This window comes from Alcanivorax sp. REN37 (assembly GCF_041102775.1).
GTDB lineage: Bacteria > Pseudomonadota > Gammaproteobacteria > Pseudomonadales > Alcanivoracaceae > Isoalcanivorax > Isoalcanivorax beigongshangi.
This window is the reverse complement of sequence record NZ_JBGCUO010000001.1, coordinates 2,461,776-2,478,035: the sequence shown is the minus strand read 5'-3', so window position 1 is coordinate 2,478,035 and position 16,260 is coordinate 2,461,776. Positions and strand designations below refer to the sequence as shown.

Genomic DNA, 16,260 nt, shown 5'->3' with positions numbered 1-16,260 from the left:
AAATACAGCCAGCGTGCGCTGCCCGCACCGCACTGGTCCGCGGGCACTACGGGGATACCTGTGATGCAAGTGATTGACCATATTCAGCGGGGGCTGCAGGACTATCGCCAGCAGGACTACCCGGGCGTGCTGCCGGAGGCGGCCATCCTGATGCCGTTCACCGACGCGCCGGACCCGGAATTGATCCTCACCGTGCGTTCCCAATACATGCCCACCCATGCCGGCGAAGTGGCGTTTCCCGGCGGCCGCCGCCATCTCGAAGATGCCGATCTGCTGGCCACCGCGTTGCGCGAGTCGAACGAGGAGGTGGGGCTGGCGCCGGATGAGGTGCGGGTGCTCGGGCAGTTGTCGGCGATTCCATCGCGCTTCGGCATGAAGGTCACGCCGTTTGTCGGCGTGGTGCGGCCAGATGTGGAGCTGGTGGCCGAGCCCGGTGAAATCGCCAGCATCTTCCGCGTGCCGTGGCAGTTCTTCATGGAAGAAAAGCCGCAGTTCACGCCGGGTGAGGTCAGCGTCTACGGCCGCGTGCTGCGGATGCCGAACTACTACTTCGAGGGTCACCGGATTTGGGGCCTGACCGCCTTCATGATTCTCGACCTGCTCAACCACGTGTTCGATGCCGGTATTGAGTACATCGACCACGACGTCTATCAGCGGAACAAATCATGATTTACACCATTGACGATCGACGCCTGGAAACCCAAGGCGAGTACTGGATTGCCGACAGTGCGTCGGTGATCGGCTCGGTGGTGCTGGGCCCGGATGCCAGCATCTGGTTCAACGCGGTGCTGCGCGCCGACGTCGACACCATCACCATCGGTGAAGGCTCCAATGTGCAGGACGGTGCCGTGCTGCACGTGGATCCGGGCATTCCGCTGACGGTGGGCAAGCATGTCACCGTCGGCCACCAAGCGATGCTGCATGGCTGCACCATCGGCGATAACAGCCTGATCGGTATCGGTGCCGTGGTGCTCAACCGCGCGCGCATCGGTCGCAACTGCGTGATCGCAGCTCATTCCTTGGTGCCGGAAGGCATGGAAATTCCCGACGACTCATTGGTGATGGGGGTGCCAGCGAAGGTGGTGAAGCCGGTATCAGAAGGGCAGAAGATGATGATCACCATGGGCACCCTGCATTACGTGCAGCATGCGAAGCGCTTCGCGGCCGAGCTGAAGCCGGACCCGCGTTTCCATGACTGAGCGGGTCGCCTCGCCCTGCGTCAGCATCTGTGCCCTGGACGGCGATGATGTATGCGTGGGCTGTTTCCGCACCGGCATGGAAGTGAGTCAGTGGGGAGTGCTGGAGCCGGCGGCCCAGCGCGAAGTGCTGGCTCGCTGTCGGCGGCGTATGCAAGGCGAGCCGGCGCTGTGCTGGGTGTTGGAACAGCGCGCGCTGCGGCGGGCCTGAACCAGCTTAGCGCGGGCTGTGGGTGAGGCGGGCGGTCTTCACCATGTGGTCTTTCACGTGCATCACTTCAATCAGGTAATCGCCGAGTCGGAACGCTGAGTTGCTCTCCGGAATGTCCTGCAAGTATTCGAGGATCAGCCCGTTGATGGTCTTGGCACCTTGGCGCGGCAGATCCCATCCCAATGCTTTGTTCACGTCGCGCACATGGGCGGTGCCATCCACTAGATAGCTGCCGTCGTCCTGCGGCAGCAGGTCCGGGCTGCTGGACGCCATGTCGGTGGTGAATTCGCCGACAATCTCCTCAAGGATGTCCTCCAGCGTCACCAGCCCCATCACGTCGCCATATTCATCCACGACCACGCCGAGCCGGCGCCGGTGATGCTGGAAGTTGATCAGCTGCCGGTGCAGCGGCGTGCCTTCCGGCACGAAATGCGGTTCGCTGGACATCTGCATGATGTCGGCCTTGGTCACTTCGTTGTGCATCAGCAGCCGTGACACCCGGCGCAGGTGCAGGGTGCCGATCAGGTTGCTGGGGTCGTTGCGCCAGATTGGCAGCCGCGTGTGCTGGGCGTTGCGCAGGATGTCGAGGATGTGGTCGAGGTCGTCCTCGATGTCGATGCCGACCATCTCGTTGCGCGGGATCATGATGTCCTCGACGGTGATTTCTTCCAGGTCGAGAATGTTGAGCAGCATTTTCTGGTGGGCCGCCGGGATCAGCGGGCCGGCTTCGTTAACCACCGAGCGCAGCTCAGCCGGGCTGAGATTGTCGTCCGCCGGCTTGGCGGCATTGAAGCCGAACAGCCGCAGCAGGCCATTACTGATGCCGCCCACCACCCACACCAGCGGCGCCAGCAGCAGGTTGATCAGCCGCAACGGTCCACTGGCGGCAAACGCAATTTTCTCCGGGTGCCGGGCCGCAAACGTCTTTGGGGTGATCTCAGCGAACACCAGCAGAATCAGCGTGATGGCGACCGGCGCCAGCGCCGCGCCCAAATTGCCAAACCAGCGGATCGCCAGCAGCGTGGCGATGGTGGCGGCGTAGCTGTTGACGAAGTTGTTGCCGATCAGAATGGTGCCCAGCAGCCGATCGATGCGGGCCAGCAGCCGCTCCACGCGCAGCGCGCCACGGTGGCCGCTGCGCGCCAAGTGGCGCAGGCGGTAGCGATTGATCGCCAACATGCCGGTTTCACTGCTGGAGAAAAATGCCGAGGCCAGTACCAGCACCACCAGCAAGCCGATCATCAATGAAGCGGGAAGGTCAGCCAAAATCAGTTGTGAACCTTGTGGCGGGTGAGACGCGATTGTCTGGAACCGGGTTTGGCAGTGTCAAGCCGACGCGGTCAATGGCGCAGGATGAATTCCAGCACCAGCTGGGTGCCGAAGAACCCCAGCACTAGCACCAGGAAGCCAGCCAGCGTGAAACGCACCGCGGTGAGCGCACGCCAGCCGAGCCAGCGGTTGCCGAGCACCAGCATGGCGAACAGCAGCCAGGCGCCGAGCGTCAGCACCGTTTTGTGGGCCACGCGCTGGGCAAACATGTCGTCGACGTAGACGAAACCGGTGACGATGGCCGCGCTGAGGAACAACAGGCCGGCCCACAGCAGTTGGAACAGCAAGCTTTCCATCACTTGAATCGGCGGTAGCGCGCGCAGCACGCCGCCGCGGATGTGGCCGCGCTTGAGCGCCCGGTGTTGCAGCAGGATCAGCAGTGAATGCATGGCTGCGATGCCGAGCACTGCTGACGCCAAAATCGACAGCAGCACGTGGAAACCCAGTCCCGGCGACAGCGCATAGCTGGGGCCTTGGAACCAAAGCAGCGGCGGGATCGACAGTGCGCACAACGGGAACAAGATAGCGCCGACCCATTCCAACCGACGGAACAGGCCCACCGCGGTGACCAGCGCCGCGCCGGTGCCGGCCACCAGCGAGGCCATCGGGAACAAGCCGAGATTGACGCCTTCACTGCTGAAGAAACTGGTGTCCCACAGGCACAGCGCATGGGCGGCCGCGGCACCGAAGCCGACCAGCACCAAGGGTAGGCTGCGCCCGGTGCGGGCACGCTGCAGTCGCCGCAGCACCAACAGGGTGGCGGCGAAATAAAGCAGGAGGGCGGCAATGCCGCTGGAAGTGGCTATGGTCATGATCGTAACGATTCCCAAGACGCCGCAGTGTGTCATAAGCGTTGGGGCAGCGAAAGGCTGGCGCCGACAGGGCGTGGCCTGCGGCGGCCGGGCCACGCTATACTGCGCGGCTTGCATCAATCCGTTCCGGAGTAACCGTCATGTTCGAGAATCTCAGTGAGCGCCTTGGCGCGTCGCTGCGCAACCTGGCCGGCCAGGGGCAGCTGACCGAGGACAATATCCGCGACACCCTGCGCGAGGTCCGCAAGGCGCTGCTTGAGGCGGACGTGGCGCTGCCGGTGGTGAAGGACTTCACCGAGCAAGTGAAGGAGTTGGCGCTGGGTCAGGATGTGCTGGCCAGCCTCAATCCGGAGCAGGCGTTCGTCAAGATCGTCCACGACCAGCTGGTGGCCACCATGGGCGAGGCCAACGTCGGCCTCAATCTGGCCACGCGGCCACCCGCCATCCTGCTGATGGCCGGTCTGCAAGGTGCCGGTAAGACCACCTCGGTGGCCAAGCTGGCCCGCCACCTGAAAGAGCGCGACAAGAAGAAAGTGATGGTGGTGTCGGCGGACGTGTACCGCCCGGCGGCCATCGAGCAGTTGAAAACCTTGGCTGGCGAAGTGGGGGTGGAATTCTTCCCGTCCACCGCCGACCAGGATCCGGTGGCGATTGCCACCGATGCGGTGGCGGAAGCGCGCCGCAAGTTCATGGATGTGCTGATCGTCGATACCGCCGGGCGACTGGCGGTGGACGAGGACATGATGGCGGAGATTCGCCGCCTGCACGCGTCGCTGTCGCCGATCGAAACGCTGTTCGTGGTAGATGCCATGACCGGCCAGGACGCGGCCAACACCGCTGCGGCGTTCAATGATGCATTGCCGCTCACCGGCGTGATCCTGACCAAGGCTGACGGTGACTCACGCGGTGGCGCAGCGCTGTCGGTGCGTGCCATCACCGGCAAGCCGATCAAGTTCATCGGTGTCGGTGAGAAGACCGAGGCGCTGGAGCTGTTCCACCCGGAACGGATCGCCTCACGCATCCTCGGCATGGGCGACGTGCTGTCGCTGGTGGAGGAAGCTGAACGCAAGCTGGACAAGGCCAAGGCCGAAAAAATCGCCAAGAAGCTCAAGAAGGGCAAGGCGATGGACTTCGACGACCTGAAGGACCAGTTCCAGCAGATGCGCAATATGGGCGGCATGACCTCGCTGTTGGACAAGCTGCCGGGCATGGGTGGCCTGTCGAAAATGACCGAGGACCCGGTGGCGGTGAAGCATTTCAAGCACATGGAGGCGTTGATCGACTCCATGACGCCGGATGAGCGCCGCAACCCGGAGCTGATCAAAGGCTCGCGCAAGCGCCGTATCGCCCAGGGCGCCGGCCTCGACATCCAAGAACTGAATCGTCTGCTCAAGCAACAGAAGATGATGGGCAAGATGATGAAGAAGATGAAAGGCAAAGGCATGCAGCAGATGATGCGCGGCATGGGTGGCATGTTTGGCGGTGGTGGCCAAGGTGGTCCTGGTGGCGGCTTGCCGCCGGGCTTCCCAGGCATGTAACGCCGGCGGCCGCTGCGGTGGCCGCCAATGAAAAAACCCCTTTCAAAGTCGCGGCGACATGGCTACAATCTGCGGCCTTTCTGGGTCCGAGTCGCGGATTCCGGGGGTCGGCCGCCGTGGCGGAGTCCCGAAAGCAAAGATTACAAGGCAGAGAAACCGTATGGTAACCATTCGTCTGGCCCGTGGCGGGTCAAAAAAGCGTCCGTTCTACCACGTTGTGGTAACTGACAGCCGCAATGCGCGTGATGGCCGCTTCATCGAGCGCCTGGGTTTCTTTAACCCGATCGCTCGCGGTGGCGAAGTGCGTCTGAACCTGAACGAAGAGCGTCTGGCGCACTGGGTTGGCAACGGCGCCGGCACCTCCGAGCGCGTTCAGTCGCTGCTCAAGGAGCACCGCAAGCAGTCTGCTTGATATGCAGACCGCTTTGTCCGACGCAGACGCACTGGTCATAGGCCGCATTGTTGCGGCCTATGGCATTAAGGGATGGGTCAAGGTGCAATCCTTCACCGATCCCCGCGAGAATATTTTCGACTATCAGCCGTGGTTTATCCGTATGGATGCCGGCTGGCAGCCGATCAAGCTGGCCAACGGCCGCCTGCAAGGCAAGGGGCTGGTGGCACTGCTTGATGGGGTGGTGGACCGTACCGATGTTGAGCGCCGTTTGATCGGCCGCGACATCGCCATCGCCCGCGATACCCTGCCGCCGGCAGCGGATGACGAGATCTATTGGCGTGATCTCATTGGCCTGCGGGTCAAGCTCGCTGACGGCCGTGACTTGGGGCGCTTGGATCGTTTGTTCGAGACCGGTGCCAACGATGTCATGGTGGTGCGCGGCGACCGTGACAGCATGGATCGGCAGGAACGCCTGATTCCGTGGCTGCCGGGTGATGTAGTCGGTGATATCGACACTGAGGCGGGCACCGTCGAGGTGGATTGGGATCCCGAATTCTGAGCCGGGAGCAGGTATGAAACTGGCGCTGTTGACGCTGTTTCCCGACATGCTCCAGGCGCTGACCGGATACGGCATTACCGGTCGCGCGGTGGACAGCGGGCGGTTGACCGTTTCGGCGGTGAACCCGCGGGATTTCACCACCGACCGCCACGGCACCGTGGACGACCGCCCGTTTGGTGGCGGCCCGGGAATGCTGATGAAGGTGGAGCCGCTGTTGGCGGCTTTGGCCAGTGCCCGCGAGCAAGTGGGCAGCTCGGCAAAAGTGATCTACCTGACCCCGCAAGGGTCGCCGCTGACGCAAGCGGCAGTGGATCGGTTGGCTTCCGAGCCAGCATTGATTTTGATCGCAGGCCGCTACGAAGGTATCGACGAGCGGGTTGTGGAAATGGAAGTGGATGAGCAGTGGTCGATCGGTGACTACGTGCTCAGCGGCGGCGAGCTGCCCGCCATGGTGTTGATGGATGCCATGGCGCGCCGGTTGCCCGGGGTCCTCGGACATCGGGAATCGGCGGAGCAGGATTCGTTCAGTGGATCACTGACCAACCTGCTGGATTGTCCGCACTATACGCGCCCGGTGGATATTGCCGGGCGGCGGGTGCCGGATGTGCTGCTCAGTGGCCACCATGAAGCGGTACGCCGTTGGCGTCTCAAGCAGTCACTGGGACGCACCTGGCAGCGCCGACCGGATTTGCTGGCAGCCCGACAAGTTGACCCTGGGCTCAGCAAGGAAGAACAGGAATTGCTGGCGGAATTCATCCGCGAGCAGGATTCGACAGCGTAACAACGACCGGTCCCAGTGCCGGCCATGACAGTAACAGGAGCAGGCAGACATGAGCGGCAGCAAACTTCTGGTGCAGGAAGTTGAGCAAGCACAACTGAAGACCAATGTGCCGGACTTCGCACCGGGCGACACCGTGACCGTACAGGTAAAGGTGAAAGAGGGCGCCCGCGAGCGTCTGCAGGCATTCACCGGCGTGGTTATCGGCAAGCGCAACCGCGGCCTGAACTCCGCGTTCACCGTGCGCAAGATGTCCCACGGCGTGGGCGTAGAACGTACCTTCCAGACCCACAGCCCGCTGGTGGACTCCATCACCGTTGAGCGTCGTGGTGATGTACGTCGCGCCAAGCTGTACTTCCTGCGTGAGCGCTCCGGCAAGTCCGCGCGCATCAAAGAGAAGGTGCGTTCGGCCAACTGAGCCGGCGTGCTTTCCGCGCATAGAAAAAGGGCCGCAATGCGGCCCTTTTTTGTGCCTGGTGGATACGCTCAGGCGCGCGCGATCAGGCGGTAGAGTGCCAGCAGCACAATGGCGCCGACCACAGCGGTGACGATCGAAGCGATCGACAGGCCGCCGGTGGTAGTGGTGCCGATGCCGAGCATGTTGCCCAGCCAGCCACCGACGAAGGCGCCGGCGATGCCGATGATCACGGTGATGATGAAACCGCCCGGATCGCGTCCCGGCATGATCCATTTAGCGATGACCCCGGCGATCAGGCCGAGGATGATCCAGGTCAGGATGGCCATAGCGATGCTCCCTCTGCTTAGCAGTTTGTTGTGGACTTATTTCCCACAGGAATTATTACTACAGCACTTCTGAGGGCGCTGTTATGTTTGGTAAATTCCCGATTTGCAGAGCATTTCCATGAGTGCAGTCCTGGCGCCGACGGCGGCCGACGCCGCCTTGATCCAGCAGTGGCTGGACAGCCTATGGCTGGAAAAAGGCCTCAGTCCCCACAGCCTCGACAATTACCGTCGCGATGTAACCCGGTTCGGCCGCTGGTGTGCAGAGCAGGGCGCCAGCTTGCCCGGCTGTCACCGTGGCGACCTGTATCGCTATCTCAGCGCGCTGGCCGCCGCCAACATGAGCCCGCGTTCGGTGGCGCGGCATCTGTCGGCGCTGCGCGGGTTCTACCGCTGGTTACTGCGCGAGGGCCGTATCGCCGAGGATCCGACGCTGCGGGTGGAGCGCCCACGTCTCGGCCGGCGGCTGCCGGACACCCTCACCGAACAAGATGTGGAGCAGTTGCTGGCGGCGCCGGACCTCGACAGTGCGCTGGGACTGCGCGATCGCGCCATGCTGGAAGTGATTTATGCCGCTGGCCTGCGGGTGTCTGAGCTGACCGGCCTAACACTGACCCAAGTGAGCCTCACTCAAGGGCTGGTGCGGGTGATGGGCAAGGGCCGCAAAGAGCGCTTGGTGCCATTGGGTGACGAGGCGCTACGCTGGCTGGAGCGCTATCTGCGCCAAGCGCGCGCAGAGTTGCTGGGGGTGCAGGCCAGCGACATGGTGTTTCCTGGCCGCGAAGGCGGGGTGATGACGCGCCAAGCATTCTGGTACCGCATCAAGCATCTGGCCAAGGTGGCCGGCATCAGTAAGCCGCTGTCGCCGCACACTTTGCGTCACGCGTTCGCCACCCACCTGCTTAATCACGGTGCCGACTTGCGCGTGGTGCAGATGTTGCTGGGCCACAGCGACCTGTCCACCACGCAGATTTATACCCATGTGGCTCAGCAGCGGTTGAAGACCCTGCATGCCGAACACCATCCGCGCGGATGAACGGTGAAACCAACCGCCACTTTCAACGTCAGAACGGAAGCGGCACACTCGTGCCGGCGATAACAAAACAGGGAGTGAGACGAATGGGCAAAGTATGGATGCGTGGGGGGCTGGCGGTCCTGCTGCTGGCGGTGTTGGCGGGCGTGGCCCAGGCCAGCACCGACATCAAACGCAATGTGGAACGGGCACTGCGCGCCGAGGGGCAGGGCGGCGTGGTGACCTCGGTAGAGCCGACACCAATGGCCGGCTTGTTTGAAATCGAGCTCAACGGCAAGCAGCGTTATTACGCCAGCAGCGACGGCAGCTTTTTGATTGCCGGGGAGCTGTTCAAAGTCAGTGAGCAGGGCGTGAAAAACCTCACCGAAGAGGGTGAGGCGGCCCGTCGTGCGCAGCAATTGGCGAAGCTTGATCTGAGCCAGTCGGTCACCTTCCCGGCGGCCAACCAGAAAGCGGAAGTCCTGGTGTTCACCGATCCCACCTGCGGTTACTGCCAAAAAATGCACCGTGAGATCGAGCAGATCAACGCGCTCGGCATCACCGTCCATTACATGGCATTCCCGCGCGCCGGCGCCAACAGCCCCAGCGGCAAGCTGATGGAGCAGGTGTGGTGTGCCGACGACAGCCTGGCGGCGATGACCGAGTCGAAAACCCGTGGTCGGCTGGCCACCGCGCCGGCTCCTTGCAGCAACCCGGTGGCGCGTCAGTTGGAGCTCGGTCATCAACTCGGCGTCAACGGCACGCCGGCGGTGTTTTCCCTCGATGGCCAGCAGTTGGGTGGCTACCTGCCGGCCGAGCAGCTGGCACGCCGTCTCGGCGTCACGCGCTGAATCTTGGGTGCTGCGCGGCGCCGATTTTCACGGCGCTGCGCACTGCACCTCATCACAGTCCGCGGCCACCGCGCCCTTCATTGACGTCCCCCAAGTGCCCAAGTAAGGTGTCGGGCTTCCTGCCCGGTTCCATCCCATGTCCGCTTTGCCCCCACGCTTGCCGTGGCGGGGATCGCTGGGGTGCGGCTCGCTGGGCAGGCCACGCGCAGCGCTGCGGCGCGGCGCAGACCGCATCAGTTTATGAGGAGCAAGGTTGTGGCGCCTGTGAAGGTCGGTATCGCCGGTTTGGGAACGGTGGGCAGTGGCACCGTCAATGTATTGCAAAGCAGTGCCGCGGATATTGCCCGCCGCATTGGCCGGCCGATCGAGATTACCCACATTGGCGCCCGCCGCCCCAACCCCCACTGCGATATCGGCGACATCCGTGTGTCGGCCGACGTCATGGCGCTAGCTGATGATCCTGAGCTGGACATCCTGATTGAGCTGATCGGTGGCACCACGGTGGCGCGCGAGCTGGTGCTGCGCGCCATCGCCAACGGTAAGCACGTGGTCACCGCCAACAAAGCGATGATTGCCGAGCACGGCAACGAGATTTTTGCCGCAGCGGCGGAGCACGGTGTGGACGTCGCGTTCGAGGCATCGGTGGCCGGTGGCATCCCGATCCTGAAAGCACTCAGCGAAGGGCTGGCTGCCAACCGCATCAATTGGGTGGCGGGCATCATCAACGGCACCGGCAACTTCATCCTCACTGAAATGCGTGAGAAGGGCCGCGATTTCGCTGACGTGCTCAAGGAAGCCCAGGAGCTGGGTTATGCCGAAGCCGATCCCACCTTCGATGTGGAAGGCATCGATGCGGCGCACAAGCTGACCATCTTGGCGTCGCTGGCGTTCGGCATTCCGCTGCAGTTCGACAAGGTGTACACCGAAGGCATCAGCAAGCTGACCGCAGAAGATATCCGCGCGGCGGATCATTTCGGCTACGTCATCAAGCACCTTGGCATTGCCCGCCAAACCAGCGACGGTGTCGAGCTGCGTGTGCACCCGACGCTGGTGCCGAAGGAAGTGCTGCTGGCCAACGTCAATGGCGTCAAGAACGGCGTCATGGTGGAAGGAGATGCAGTGGGCCCGACGCTGTTCTACGGCGCCGGTGCCGGCTCCCTGCCGACCGCTTCGGCGGTGGTGGCGGACGTGATCGAGCTGGCGCGCACATTGGCAGTGCCGCAGGCGGACCGCGTGCCCTACCTCGGTTTCCAGACCAATGGCCTGTCCGATCAGCGCGTGCGTGACATCGACGAAGTCGAGTGCTCCTTCTATGTGCGCTTGCATGTGCGTGACCGCACCGGCGTGTTGGCGGACATCACCCGCATTCTTAGCGAGCAGGGCATCAGCATTGAGGCGCTGCACCAGCAGGATGTGGACGGCGACAGCCCGGTGCCGATCGTGCTGCTGACCCACACCGTGCGCGAGAGCGCCATGCGCCAGGCACTGGAACAAATCGGTGCCCTGGGCGACGTGATTGGCGATATCATGCGCATTCGCGTGGACACCCTGGGCGCCTAAGCCCACCCCACACCGACGATGGGCCGGCGGGCGCCGGTCCTGTACAGCGAGAGATAGAGAGATTCCATGTTGATGCGCGAACGCTACACCGGACTGATCAACCGCTACCGCGACCACCTGCCGGTGTCCGAGAACACCCCGGTGATCAGCCTGGGCGAGGGCAACACGCCGCTGATCCGTTTGCAGAACATTCCCCGCTTGCTCGGCAAGGACGTGGATATCTACGTCAAATACGAAGGTCTGAACCCGACCGGTTCGTTCAAAGACCGTGGCATGACCATGGCGGTGACCAAGGCGGTAGAAGCCGGCAGCAATGCCATCATCTGCGCCTCCACCGGCAACACCTCGGCGGCAGCAGCAGCCTACGCCGCGCGCGCCGGCATCACTGCGTTCGTGCTGATCCCTGAAGGCAAGATCGCCATGGGCAAACTGGCCCAGGCAATGATGTATGGCGCCGTGATCATGCAGATTCGCGGTAACTTCGACGCCGGCATGCAGCTGGTGAAGGAAGTCGCTGACAAGGCGCCCGTGACCATCGTCAACTCGGTCAACCCGTTCCGCCTGCAAGGTCAGAAGACCGCTGCGTTTGAGATCGTTGAAGAACTCAACCGTGCGCCGGACTTCCACTGCCTGCCGGTCGGCAACGCTGGCAACATCACCGCGCATTGGATGGGCTACAGCGAATACCACCGTGCTGGTGTCTGCAACAGCCTGCCGAAGATGGTCGGTTACCAAGCGGCCGGCTCGGCGCCGTTCCTGCGTGGCGGGCCAGTAGCTGATCCGGAAACCGTGGCCACCGCGATCCGCATTGGCAACCCGCAGTCCTGGGATAAAGCGTGGGCACTGCAGAAAGAATCACAGGGCTGGTTCGACGAACTCCAGGACAACGACATCCTCGCTGCCCAGCGTCTGCTGGCAGAAAAAGAAGGGGTGTTCTGTGAGCCGGCGTCTGCCGCGTCACTGGGTGGGGCCATGCGTGATGTCCGTTCCGGCAAGATTCCGGAAGGCTCCACCGTGGTCTGCACCCTGACCGGCAACGGCCTGAAGGATCCGGACACCGCTATCGAGCAGTGCCGCGAAGCGCGCATGGTCACCATCGACGCCGAACTGGGCGCGGTACGCGACGCCATCCTGTCACAGATGTAACCAGTGTGTGGCCGGTGCGGTGCTGGGGAAGGCACCGCCCGGCCGCATTTGATCGGGGCACCCAGCCGGGGGCAGGACGCACCTGCTCTGGGTTGTTGGGGGAGATCGCCATGCGGCCGCTGTCAGATGCTGATGCCGTATTCCAGAGTTACGGTCGTTGCTGCCGTAGCGAACGTTTCTTCGAAGACTTCTATACCCATTTCATGGGCTCATCCGAGGCCATTCGAGCCAAGTTCGTCGACACCGACATGCCGGCCCAGCGCCACCTGCTGCGTGCGGGTTTGCTGTGGCTGATCATGTACGCGCGTGGCGCGCCGGGCGGTAAGCTGCGCGACCTGGGCAAGAGCCACAGCCGCGGCGGCTATGACATCCACCCATCTTGGTACGGACTGTGGCTGGATGCGTTAATGACCACCATCCGCAGCCACGACCCGGAGTACGTGCCGGAGCTGGAGCGCCAATGGCGCGCGGTGATGCAGGGCGGCATTGACGTGATCAGCGGCGCCTACTGACGGCGGCCGGCAGTACGCCGGTTGAGGTCATGCTGGAACGCCATCACCGCTGGCACCAACGGACCGGCCACGCATTTGCCGGTGGTCAGCAGCGCTGCTGACAGCGCTCGGTCGGGATCAGCCCAGCAGTAGATGCTGATGAAGCCGAGATGGCCGAATGCATGCGGGGTGCCGAGGCCGAAAATATTCGGCCCGCGCGCACCGAGCATGAAGCCGGGGGAGAACTCCAGCGGCAGCATCAGCGTGCGGTCGAACTGGCTGCCACGGCCGGTACGGGTGGTGGCCAGTCGCACCACGTCTGGGCGCAGCACTTGGCGGCCCTGATAGCGGCCGCCGTCGAGCAGCAGCTGGAAGAAACGGCAGGCTTCTTCAGCGGTGGCGTAGAGGTTGCCGGCCGGGATCACCACCTGCTGGAAGCGTGGGTCGTTGGACGCGTCGATCACTTCACCGAGTCCGGCACCCACCGCGTGGGTAAGGAAATAATCCACCCCTTTCAAGGGAACCCCGGTGGCGTAATTGCGCGCTGCCGGTACCCCTGCACCGTCATCGCCGTAACGGAAATAACGCATCCCCAGCGGCTGGCGGATGACACGATCGAGCAGCACATTGGGGCTGTCGCCGGTGACCCGGCGGATCACTTCACCGAGCACGAAACCACCGGTAATAGCGTGGTAGGACTGCAACCGACCGGGGCGGTGCGCCTCAGCGTCACACATCAATTGCAGGATGCGGCCGTCGTCGAACAGGTCTTCGGCGCTGGCGTCGCCGCTGATGCGCGGGATGCCGGCGCGGTGCATCAAGACCTGCATCAGCGTGGTGCGGTGCTTGCCGTTGCGACCGTACTCCGGCAGGTAATGGCTGACACGCTGATAGAGGTCGAGCTGACCTTCCGCCGCCAACTGGTGGATCAGGATGGCGGTGACCGCTTTCGAGGCGGAAAACAGACAAATCGGCGTGTCCACGGTCAGCGGCCGACCCTGCTCGCGGTCGGCCTCGCCGTAGGCGCGGTTAAACACCAGTTCGCCGTGGCGACGCAGGGCAAACGCCACGCCCGGCGACATACCAGTGCGATAGAGCCGTTCCAGTCGCCGCTCGATGGCAATGCGGTCTTGTTCATCAAGCCCGCCGGCAGCGGCTGGGGCTTCGATACCCCGGTCGCTGGCAACGGGGCGGGGACGGGTCAGGAAACGGGGCAACGGCAAGGACAGGGCCATGGACAGACTCGCAACGAACTTGTTATCAATGCCCGGGCACGCCGAGCGTTGCCGCAGTGTACGCGCCGGCCGTTGCCGCCACCGAGGCCGTGGCGCGCCGCCGCGGGCGGTGTCCGGTCAATGACCGCCGCTGTCGCGGTCCAGTCACAGGGGAGAGTCACATGAGCACAATAAAACAGAGCGACTTCCAATCCTTCGCCGAGTTCTACCCGTATTACTTGCAGGAACACACCAACGTCATTTGCCGCCGGCTGCATTTCTTCGGCACCTTGGGCGTATTGCTGATAGCTGCCGCAGTGGTGGCCGGTGCCAGTCCTTGGTGGCTGCTGGCGATGCCTGTATTCGGTTACGGCTTTGCCTGGGTCGGCCACTTCGTGTTTGAGAAGAATCGTCCGGCTACCTTCCAGCACCCGTTCTACAGCCTGGCCGGCGACTTCGTCATGTTCAAAGACATCCTGCTGCGCCGTATCGCTTGGTGAGTGGCCGATGACTCCCGCCATTGATGCGTTGCGCAAAGCCAAGATCGCTTACCAGATGCACAGCTACAGCCATGAGCCCGGTGCTGACAGCTACGGCCAGGAAGCCGCTGACAAACTCGGTCTGGATCGCGCCGAAGTGTTCAAGACTTTGGTGGTGGAAACCGAACGCGGGCAGCTGGCGGTGGCGGTGGTGCCGGTGTCCGGGCAGCTTGATCTCAAGCGCATGGCACAGGCGTTGGAAGTGAAAAAAGTAGCGATGGCGCCGCCGCCCAAGGTGGAGCGCAGTACCGGCTATGTGCTCGGGGGAGTCAGCCCGCTGGGGCAGAAGAAGCGCTTGCCAACAGTGATCGACAGCAGTGCCGAGGCGCTGGAGCAACTCTATGTCAGCGGTGGCAAGCGGGGACTTGATCTGTCGCTGGCGCCCGCGGATCTAGCCGCGCTCACCGGCGCCAAATTCGCGCCCATCGGCCGCGCCGGCGACTAAAAACCTGCCACGGTACGGGATTGCAGGGGCTGGTCGAGCACCCTCGCAAACTCGACGCCGCCTAGCTGACCTGGTGCCAACAGTCTCCCCTCCGTTCTGTTCCGCAATACGACGAAATCCAGCATTTCGTCGTTGGACCTCTTGAGTATGTGCTGCGCTCCATCTAAAGACGTGTTGGTACCGGCGGTGACCTGCCGTTGATAAACAGGTCTACGCGTCGCGTCAGAGTCAGCCAGAGGAGCAGCAGGATGGGCAGCGTGTTCGTGAGTGTGGGGCTGAGTCTCGACGGATATATCGCACCGGAAGGCATGGTGATGCACGACCCGGGCAATCAAGGGTGGGGGGCCAAATGGGGAGAGCTGATGGCATGGGCGCTCAACCAGCGTTACTTGCGCGAGCGATTAAAGCTGGGCGCGGGCGGCGAAACAGGGCCGGTGAATGACTTGTTGCGCCATACCTTCGAGCGCACCGGTGCCTACATCATGGGCAAGCGGATGTTCGAGCAGGGCGAGCAGACCTGGCCTGAAGACGCGCCGTTCCAGACACCGGTATATGTGCTGTCTCACAGACCGCGGGCGCCATGGCTACGCCCCGGAGGCACCGAATTCCACTTTGTCGATCAGGGACCTGAGTCGGCGTTAGCGCTGGCGCGCGCTAGTGCTGGCGATGCCGATGTCCGCATTTCTGGCGGTGCAGACACTATCCAGCAGTATCTGGACTTGGATGCTGTCGACGAACTGGAAATCGCCTTGGTGCCTATCTTGTTCGGCGGCGGCCGGCGGTTGTTCGAACAGCGACGGGAGCCGCTACCGCAGTTTCGCATTGATCGGGTTATTCATACTGCAGCGGCCACGCATTTGCGTTACGTGCGTCGCTGAGCGGCGCCGGCCGCAGCCGTGTACGGCAGGGGAGAGTGCCTGTGACAACAGACTGGGCTGCCGTCACCAGCGAAAACTGTGGCGCCATAGCGGGCCCGTTTTACCATGGCAGCTGGGCCCACCTAGCGGTGGGGGCACTGTTGGTGCCGGGGTACCCGTCCCACTTTGATGGCGGTCGCGGGCTGCGGCACGTCTACTTTTCGGCCCTGCTTGAATCCGCTGTCTGGGGCGCTGAGCTGGCGGTAGCACTGACGGGCAACAGTGGGCCGGGTTGGGTTTATCGGGTCCGCCCAACTGCGCCATTCGAGGACGATCCGAATCTCACTAACAAACGCTTTCCCGGTAATCCCACCCGAAGTTACCGAACTCCAGGAGCGCTGCGCGTGGAGGCAGTAGTGGTGGGCTGGACACCGCACAGCGTTGCGGAGGTCGCGCGCATGGTTGCGTCGATTCGCGATCGTCAGCGACAGGGGATCGCAGTGATAGAAGACTGACTGCACGCTGTTCCCGGTGTGTTTCGGCGGTGCAGAGCCCTAGGGTAGGTTGTTCAAACAGGCTACCGATGT

21 protein-coding genes are annotated in these 16,260 nt (G+C 63.1%); 17 read left to right on the top strand and 4 right to left on the bottom strand.

Annotated elements, in window-relative coordinates:
• Positions 1-63: 63 nt before the first annotated feature.
• The 3 genes from AB5I84_RS11250 to AB5I84_RS11240 are packed head-to-tail and all read left to right on the top strand — an operon-like array spanning position 64 to position 1,407.
• Positions 64-669, top strand: coding sequence for an NUDIX hydrolase (locus AB5I84_RS11250; RefSeq protein WP_369455955.1), 606 nt, complete (start codon positions 64-66; stop codon positions 667-669).
• The gene (locus AB5I84_RS11245) at positions 666-1,199 is read left to right on the top strand and encodes a gamma carbonic anhydrase family protein (protein ID WP_369455954.1); all 534 of its coding nucleotides are present in this window, start codon (positions 666-668) and stop codon (positions 1,197-1,199) included. The genes AB5I84_RS11250 and AB5I84_RS11245 overlap by 4 nt, the downstream gene beginning before the upstream one ends.
• Positions 1,192-1,407 carry a DUF1289 domain-containing protein gene (locus tag AB5I84_RS11240; RefSeq protein ID WP_369455953.1) on the top strand — a complete coding sequence of 72 codons (216 nt, stop codon included), beginning with the start codon at positions 1,192-1,194 and terminating at the stop codon, positions 1,405-1,407. The genes AB5I84_RS11245 and AB5I84_RS11240 overlap by 8 nt, the downstream gene beginning before the upstream one ends.
• 6 nt (positions 1,408-1,413) lie before the next feature.
• Here AB5I84_RS11240 and AB5I84_RS11235 read toward each other — a convergent pair whose 3' ends face one another.
• Complete coding sequence (locus tag AB5I84_RS11235; protein ID WP_369456087.1) at positions 1,414-2,649, bottom strand: HlyC/CorC family transporter; 1,236 nt, start codon at positions 2,647-2,649, stop codon at positions 1,414-1,416.
• Between the two features lie 98 nt (positions 2,650-2,747).
• Positions 2,748-3,548 (bottom strand): cytochrome C assembly family protein, encoded by an 801-nt coding sequence (locus AB5I84_RS11230; protein ID WP_369455952.1) that lies wholly within the window; start codon positions 3,546-3,548, stop codon positions 2,748-2,750.
• A 140-nt stretch (positions 3,549-3,688) separates the two neighbouring features.
• Here AB5I84_RS11230 and ffh point away from each other — a divergent pair, with 140 nt between their 5' ends.
• The 5 genes from ffh (at position 3,689) to rplS (ending at position 7,235) form a co-directional block, all read left to right on the top strand.
• Entirely contained in the window at positions 3,689-5,086 is a 1,398-nt protein-coding gene (gene ffh, locus AB5I84_RS11225; RefSeq protein ID WP_369455951.1) for a signal recognition particle protein, read from the top strand.
• 160 nt (positions 5,087-5,246) lie between these two features.
• Positions 5,247-5,498: a 30S ribosomal protein S16 gene (gene rpsP, locus AB5I84_RS11220; protein WP_369455950.1), complete on the top strand. Its 252-nt coding sequence runs from the start codon at positions 5,247-5,249 to the stop codon at positions 5,496-5,498.
• A gap of 1 nt (position 5,499) precedes the next feature.
• Positions 5,500-6,039, top strand: coding sequence for a ribosome maturation factor RimM (gene rimM / locus AB5I84_RS11215; protein WP_369455949.1), 540 nt, complete (start codon positions 5,500-5,502; stop codon positions 6,037-6,039).
• Positions 6,040-6,052: 13 nt separating this feature from the next.
• Positions 6,053-6,820: a tRNA (guanosine(37)-N1)-methyltransferase TrmD gene (gene trmD, locus AB5I84_RS11210; protein ID WP_369455948.1), complete on the top strand. Its 768-nt coding sequence runs from the start codon at positions 6,053-6,055 to the stop codon at positions 6,818-6,820.
• A gap of 49 nt (positions 6,821-6,869) precedes the next feature.
• On the top strand, positions 6,870-7,235 hold the full coding sequence (rplS, locus tag AB5I84_RS11205; RefSeq protein WP_369455947.1) for a 50S ribosomal protein L19: 366 nt from the start codon (positions 6,870-6,872) through the stop codon (positions 7,233-7,235).
• Positions 7,236-7,303: 68 nt separating this feature from the next.
• On the opposite strand, the gene AB5I84_RS11200 is transcribed toward rplS, so the two are convergent.
• Positions 7,304-7,561: a GlsB/YeaQ/YmgE family stress response membrane protein gene (locus tag AB5I84_RS11200; protein ID WP_369455946.1), complete on the bottom strand. Its 258-nt coding sequence runs from the start codon at positions 7,559-7,561 to the stop codon at positions 7,304-7,306.
• A 118-nt stretch (positions 7,562-7,679) separates the two neighbouring features.
• On the opposite strand from AB5I84_RS11200, the gene xerD reads away from it, so the two are divergent.
• From xerD to AB5I84_RS11175, 5 genes are all read left to right on the top strand, one after another.
• Positions 7,680-8,594, top strand: a complete 915-nt coding sequence (gene xerD, locus AB5I84_RS11195) for a site-specific tyrosine recombinase XerD (RefSeq protein WP_369455945.1) — start codon at positions 7,680-7,682, stop codon at positions 8,592-8,594.
• A gap of 83 nt (positions 8,595-8,677) precedes the next feature.
• Positions 8,678-9,421, top strand: coding sequence for a DsbC family protein (locus AB5I84_RS11190; protein ID WP_369455943.1), 744 nt, complete (start codon positions 8,678-8,680; stop codon positions 9,419-9,421).
• Positions 9,422-9,676: 255 nt separating this feature from the next.
• Positions 9,677-10,981 (top strand): homoserine dehydrogenase, encoded by a 1,305-nt coding sequence (locus AB5I84_RS11185; RefSeq protein ID WP_369455942.1) that lies wholly within the window; start codon positions 9,677-9,679, stop codon positions 10,979-10,981.
• A 66-nt stretch (positions 10,982-11,047) separates the two neighbouring features.
• Positions 11,048-12,127 (top strand): threonine synthase, encoded by a 1,080-nt coding sequence (thrC, locus tag AB5I84_RS11180; RefSeq protein WP_369455941.1) that lies wholly within the window; start codon positions 11,048-11,050, stop codon positions 12,125-12,127.
• Between the two features lie 110 nt (positions 12,128-12,237).
• The gene (locus tag AB5I84_RS11175; protein ID WP_369455940.1) at positions 12,238-12,639 is read left to right on the top strand and encodes a globin; all 402 of its coding nucleotides are present in this window, start codon (positions 12,238-12,240) and stop codon (positions 12,637-12,639) included.
• Here the strand turns inward: AB5I84_RS11175 and AB5I84_RS11170 are convergent.
• The gene (locus AB5I84_RS11170; RefSeq protein ID WP_369455939.1) at positions 12,633-13,853 is read right to left on the bottom strand and encodes a serine hydrolase domain-containing protein; all 1,221 of its coding nucleotides are present in this window, start codon (positions 13,851-13,853) and stop codon (positions 12,633-12,635) included. The two genes, AB5I84_RS11175 and AB5I84_RS11170, sit on opposite strands and share 7 nt — an antisense overlap.
• Before the next feature lie 161 nt (positions 13,854-14,014).
• Between AB5I84_RS11170 and AB5I84_RS11165 the strand changes: the two genes are divergently transcribed.
• The 4 genes from AB5I84_RS11165 to arr all read left to right on the top strand — a co-directional run bounded on the left by AB5I84_RS11165 (position 14,015) and on the right by arr (position 16,188).
• Positions 14,015-14,332, top strand: coding sequence for an Mpo1-like protein (locus AB5I84_RS11165; protein ID WP_369455938.1), 318 nt, complete (start codon positions 14,015-14,017; stop codon positions 14,330-14,332).
• Between the two features lie 7 nt (positions 14,333-14,339).
• Complete coding sequence (ybaK, locus tag AB5I84_RS11160) at positions 14,340-14,816, top strand: Cys-tRNA(Pro) deacylase (protein WP_369455937.1); 477 nt, start codon at positions 14,340-14,342, stop codon at positions 14,814-14,816.
• A 248-nt stretch (positions 14,817-15,064) separates the two neighbouring features.
• Positions 15,065-15,694, top strand: coding sequence for a dihydrofolate reductase family protein (locus AB5I84_RS11155; protein WP_369455936.1), 630 nt, complete (start codon positions 15,065-15,067; stop codon positions 15,692-15,694).
• Between the two features lie 41 nt (positions 15,695-15,735).
• Positions 15,736-16,188, top strand: a complete 453-nt coding sequence (gene arr, locus AB5I84_RS11150) for an NAD(+)--rifampin ADP-ribosyltransferase (RefSeq protein WP_369455935.1) — start codon at positions 15,736-15,738, stop codon at positions 16,186-16,188.
• Positions 16,189-16,260: the final 72 nt, after the last annotated feature.

Coding starts and splice junctions, on each gene's coding strand:
- AB5I84_RS11250 (WP_369455955.1), top strand. CDS start 64: ATGCAAGTGATTGACCATATTCAGCGGGGGCTGCAGGACTATCGCCAG.
- AB5I84_RS11245 (WP_369455954.1), top strand. CDS start 666: ATGATTTACACCATTGACGATCGACGCCTGGAAACCCAAGGCGAGTAC.
- AB5I84_RS11240 (WP_369455953.1), top strand. CDS start 1,192: ATGACTGAGCGGGTCGCCTCGCCCTGCGTCAGCATCTGTGCCCTGGAC.
- AB5I84_RS11235 (WP_369456087.1), bottom strand. CDS start 2,649: ATGATCGGCTTGCTGGTGGTGCTGGTACTGGCCTCGGCATTTTTCTCC.
- AB5I84_RS11230 (WP_369455952.1), bottom strand. CDS start 3,548: ATGACCATAGCCACTTCCAGCGGCATTGCCGCCCTCCTGCTTTATTTC.
- ffh (WP_369455951.1), top strand. CDS start 3,689: ATGTTCGAGAATCTCAGTGAGCGCCTTGGCGCGTCGCTGCGCAACCTG.
- rpsP (WP_369455950.1), top strand. CDS start 5,247: ATGGTAACCATTCGTCTGGCCCGTGGCGGGTCAAAAAAGCGTCCGTTC.
- rimM (WP_369455949.1), top strand. CDS start 5,500: ATGCAGACCGCTTTGTCCGACGCAGACGCACTGGTCATAGGCCGCATT.
- trmD (WP_369455948.1), top strand. CDS start 6,053: ATGAAACTGGCGCTGTTGACGCTGTTTCCCGACATGCTCCAGGCGCTG.
- rplS (WP_369455947.1), top strand. CDS start 6,870: ATGAGCGGCAGCAAACTTCTGGTGCAGGAAGTTGAGCAAGCACAACTG.
- AB5I84_RS11200 (WP_369455946.1), bottom strand. CDS start 7,561: ATGGCCATCCTGACCTGGATCATCCTCGGCCTGATCGCCGGGGTCATC.
- xerD (WP_369455945.1), top strand. CDS start 7,680: ATGAGTGCAGTCCTGGCGCCGACGGCGGCCGACGCCGCCTTGATCCAG.
- AB5I84_RS11190 (WP_369455943.1), top strand. CDS start 8,678: ATGGGCAAAGTATGGATGCGTGGGGGGCTGGCGGTCCTGCTGCTGGCG.
- thrC (WP_369455941.1), top strand. CDS start 11,048: ATGTTGATGCGCGAACGCTACACCGGACTGATCAACCGCTACCGCGAC.
- AB5I84_RS11175 (WP_369455940.1), top strand. CDS start 12,238: ATGCGGCCGCTGTCAGATGCTGATGCCGTATTCCAGAGTTACGGTCGT.
- AB5I84_RS11170 (WP_369455939.1), bottom strand. CDS start 13,853: ATGGCCCTGTCCTTGCCGTTGCCCCGTTTCCTGACCCGTCCCCGCCCC.
- AB5I84_RS11165 (WP_369455938.1), top strand. CDS start 14,015: ATGAGCACAATAAAACAGAGCGACTTCCAATCCTTCGCCGAGTTCTAC.
- ybaK (WP_369455937.1), top strand. CDS start 14,340: ATGACTCCCGCCATTGATGCGTTGCGCAAAGCCAAGATCGCTTACCAG.
- AB5I84_RS11155 (WP_369455936.1), top strand. CDS start 15,065: ATGGGCAGCGTGTTCGTGAGTGTGGGGCTGAGTCTCGACGGATATATC.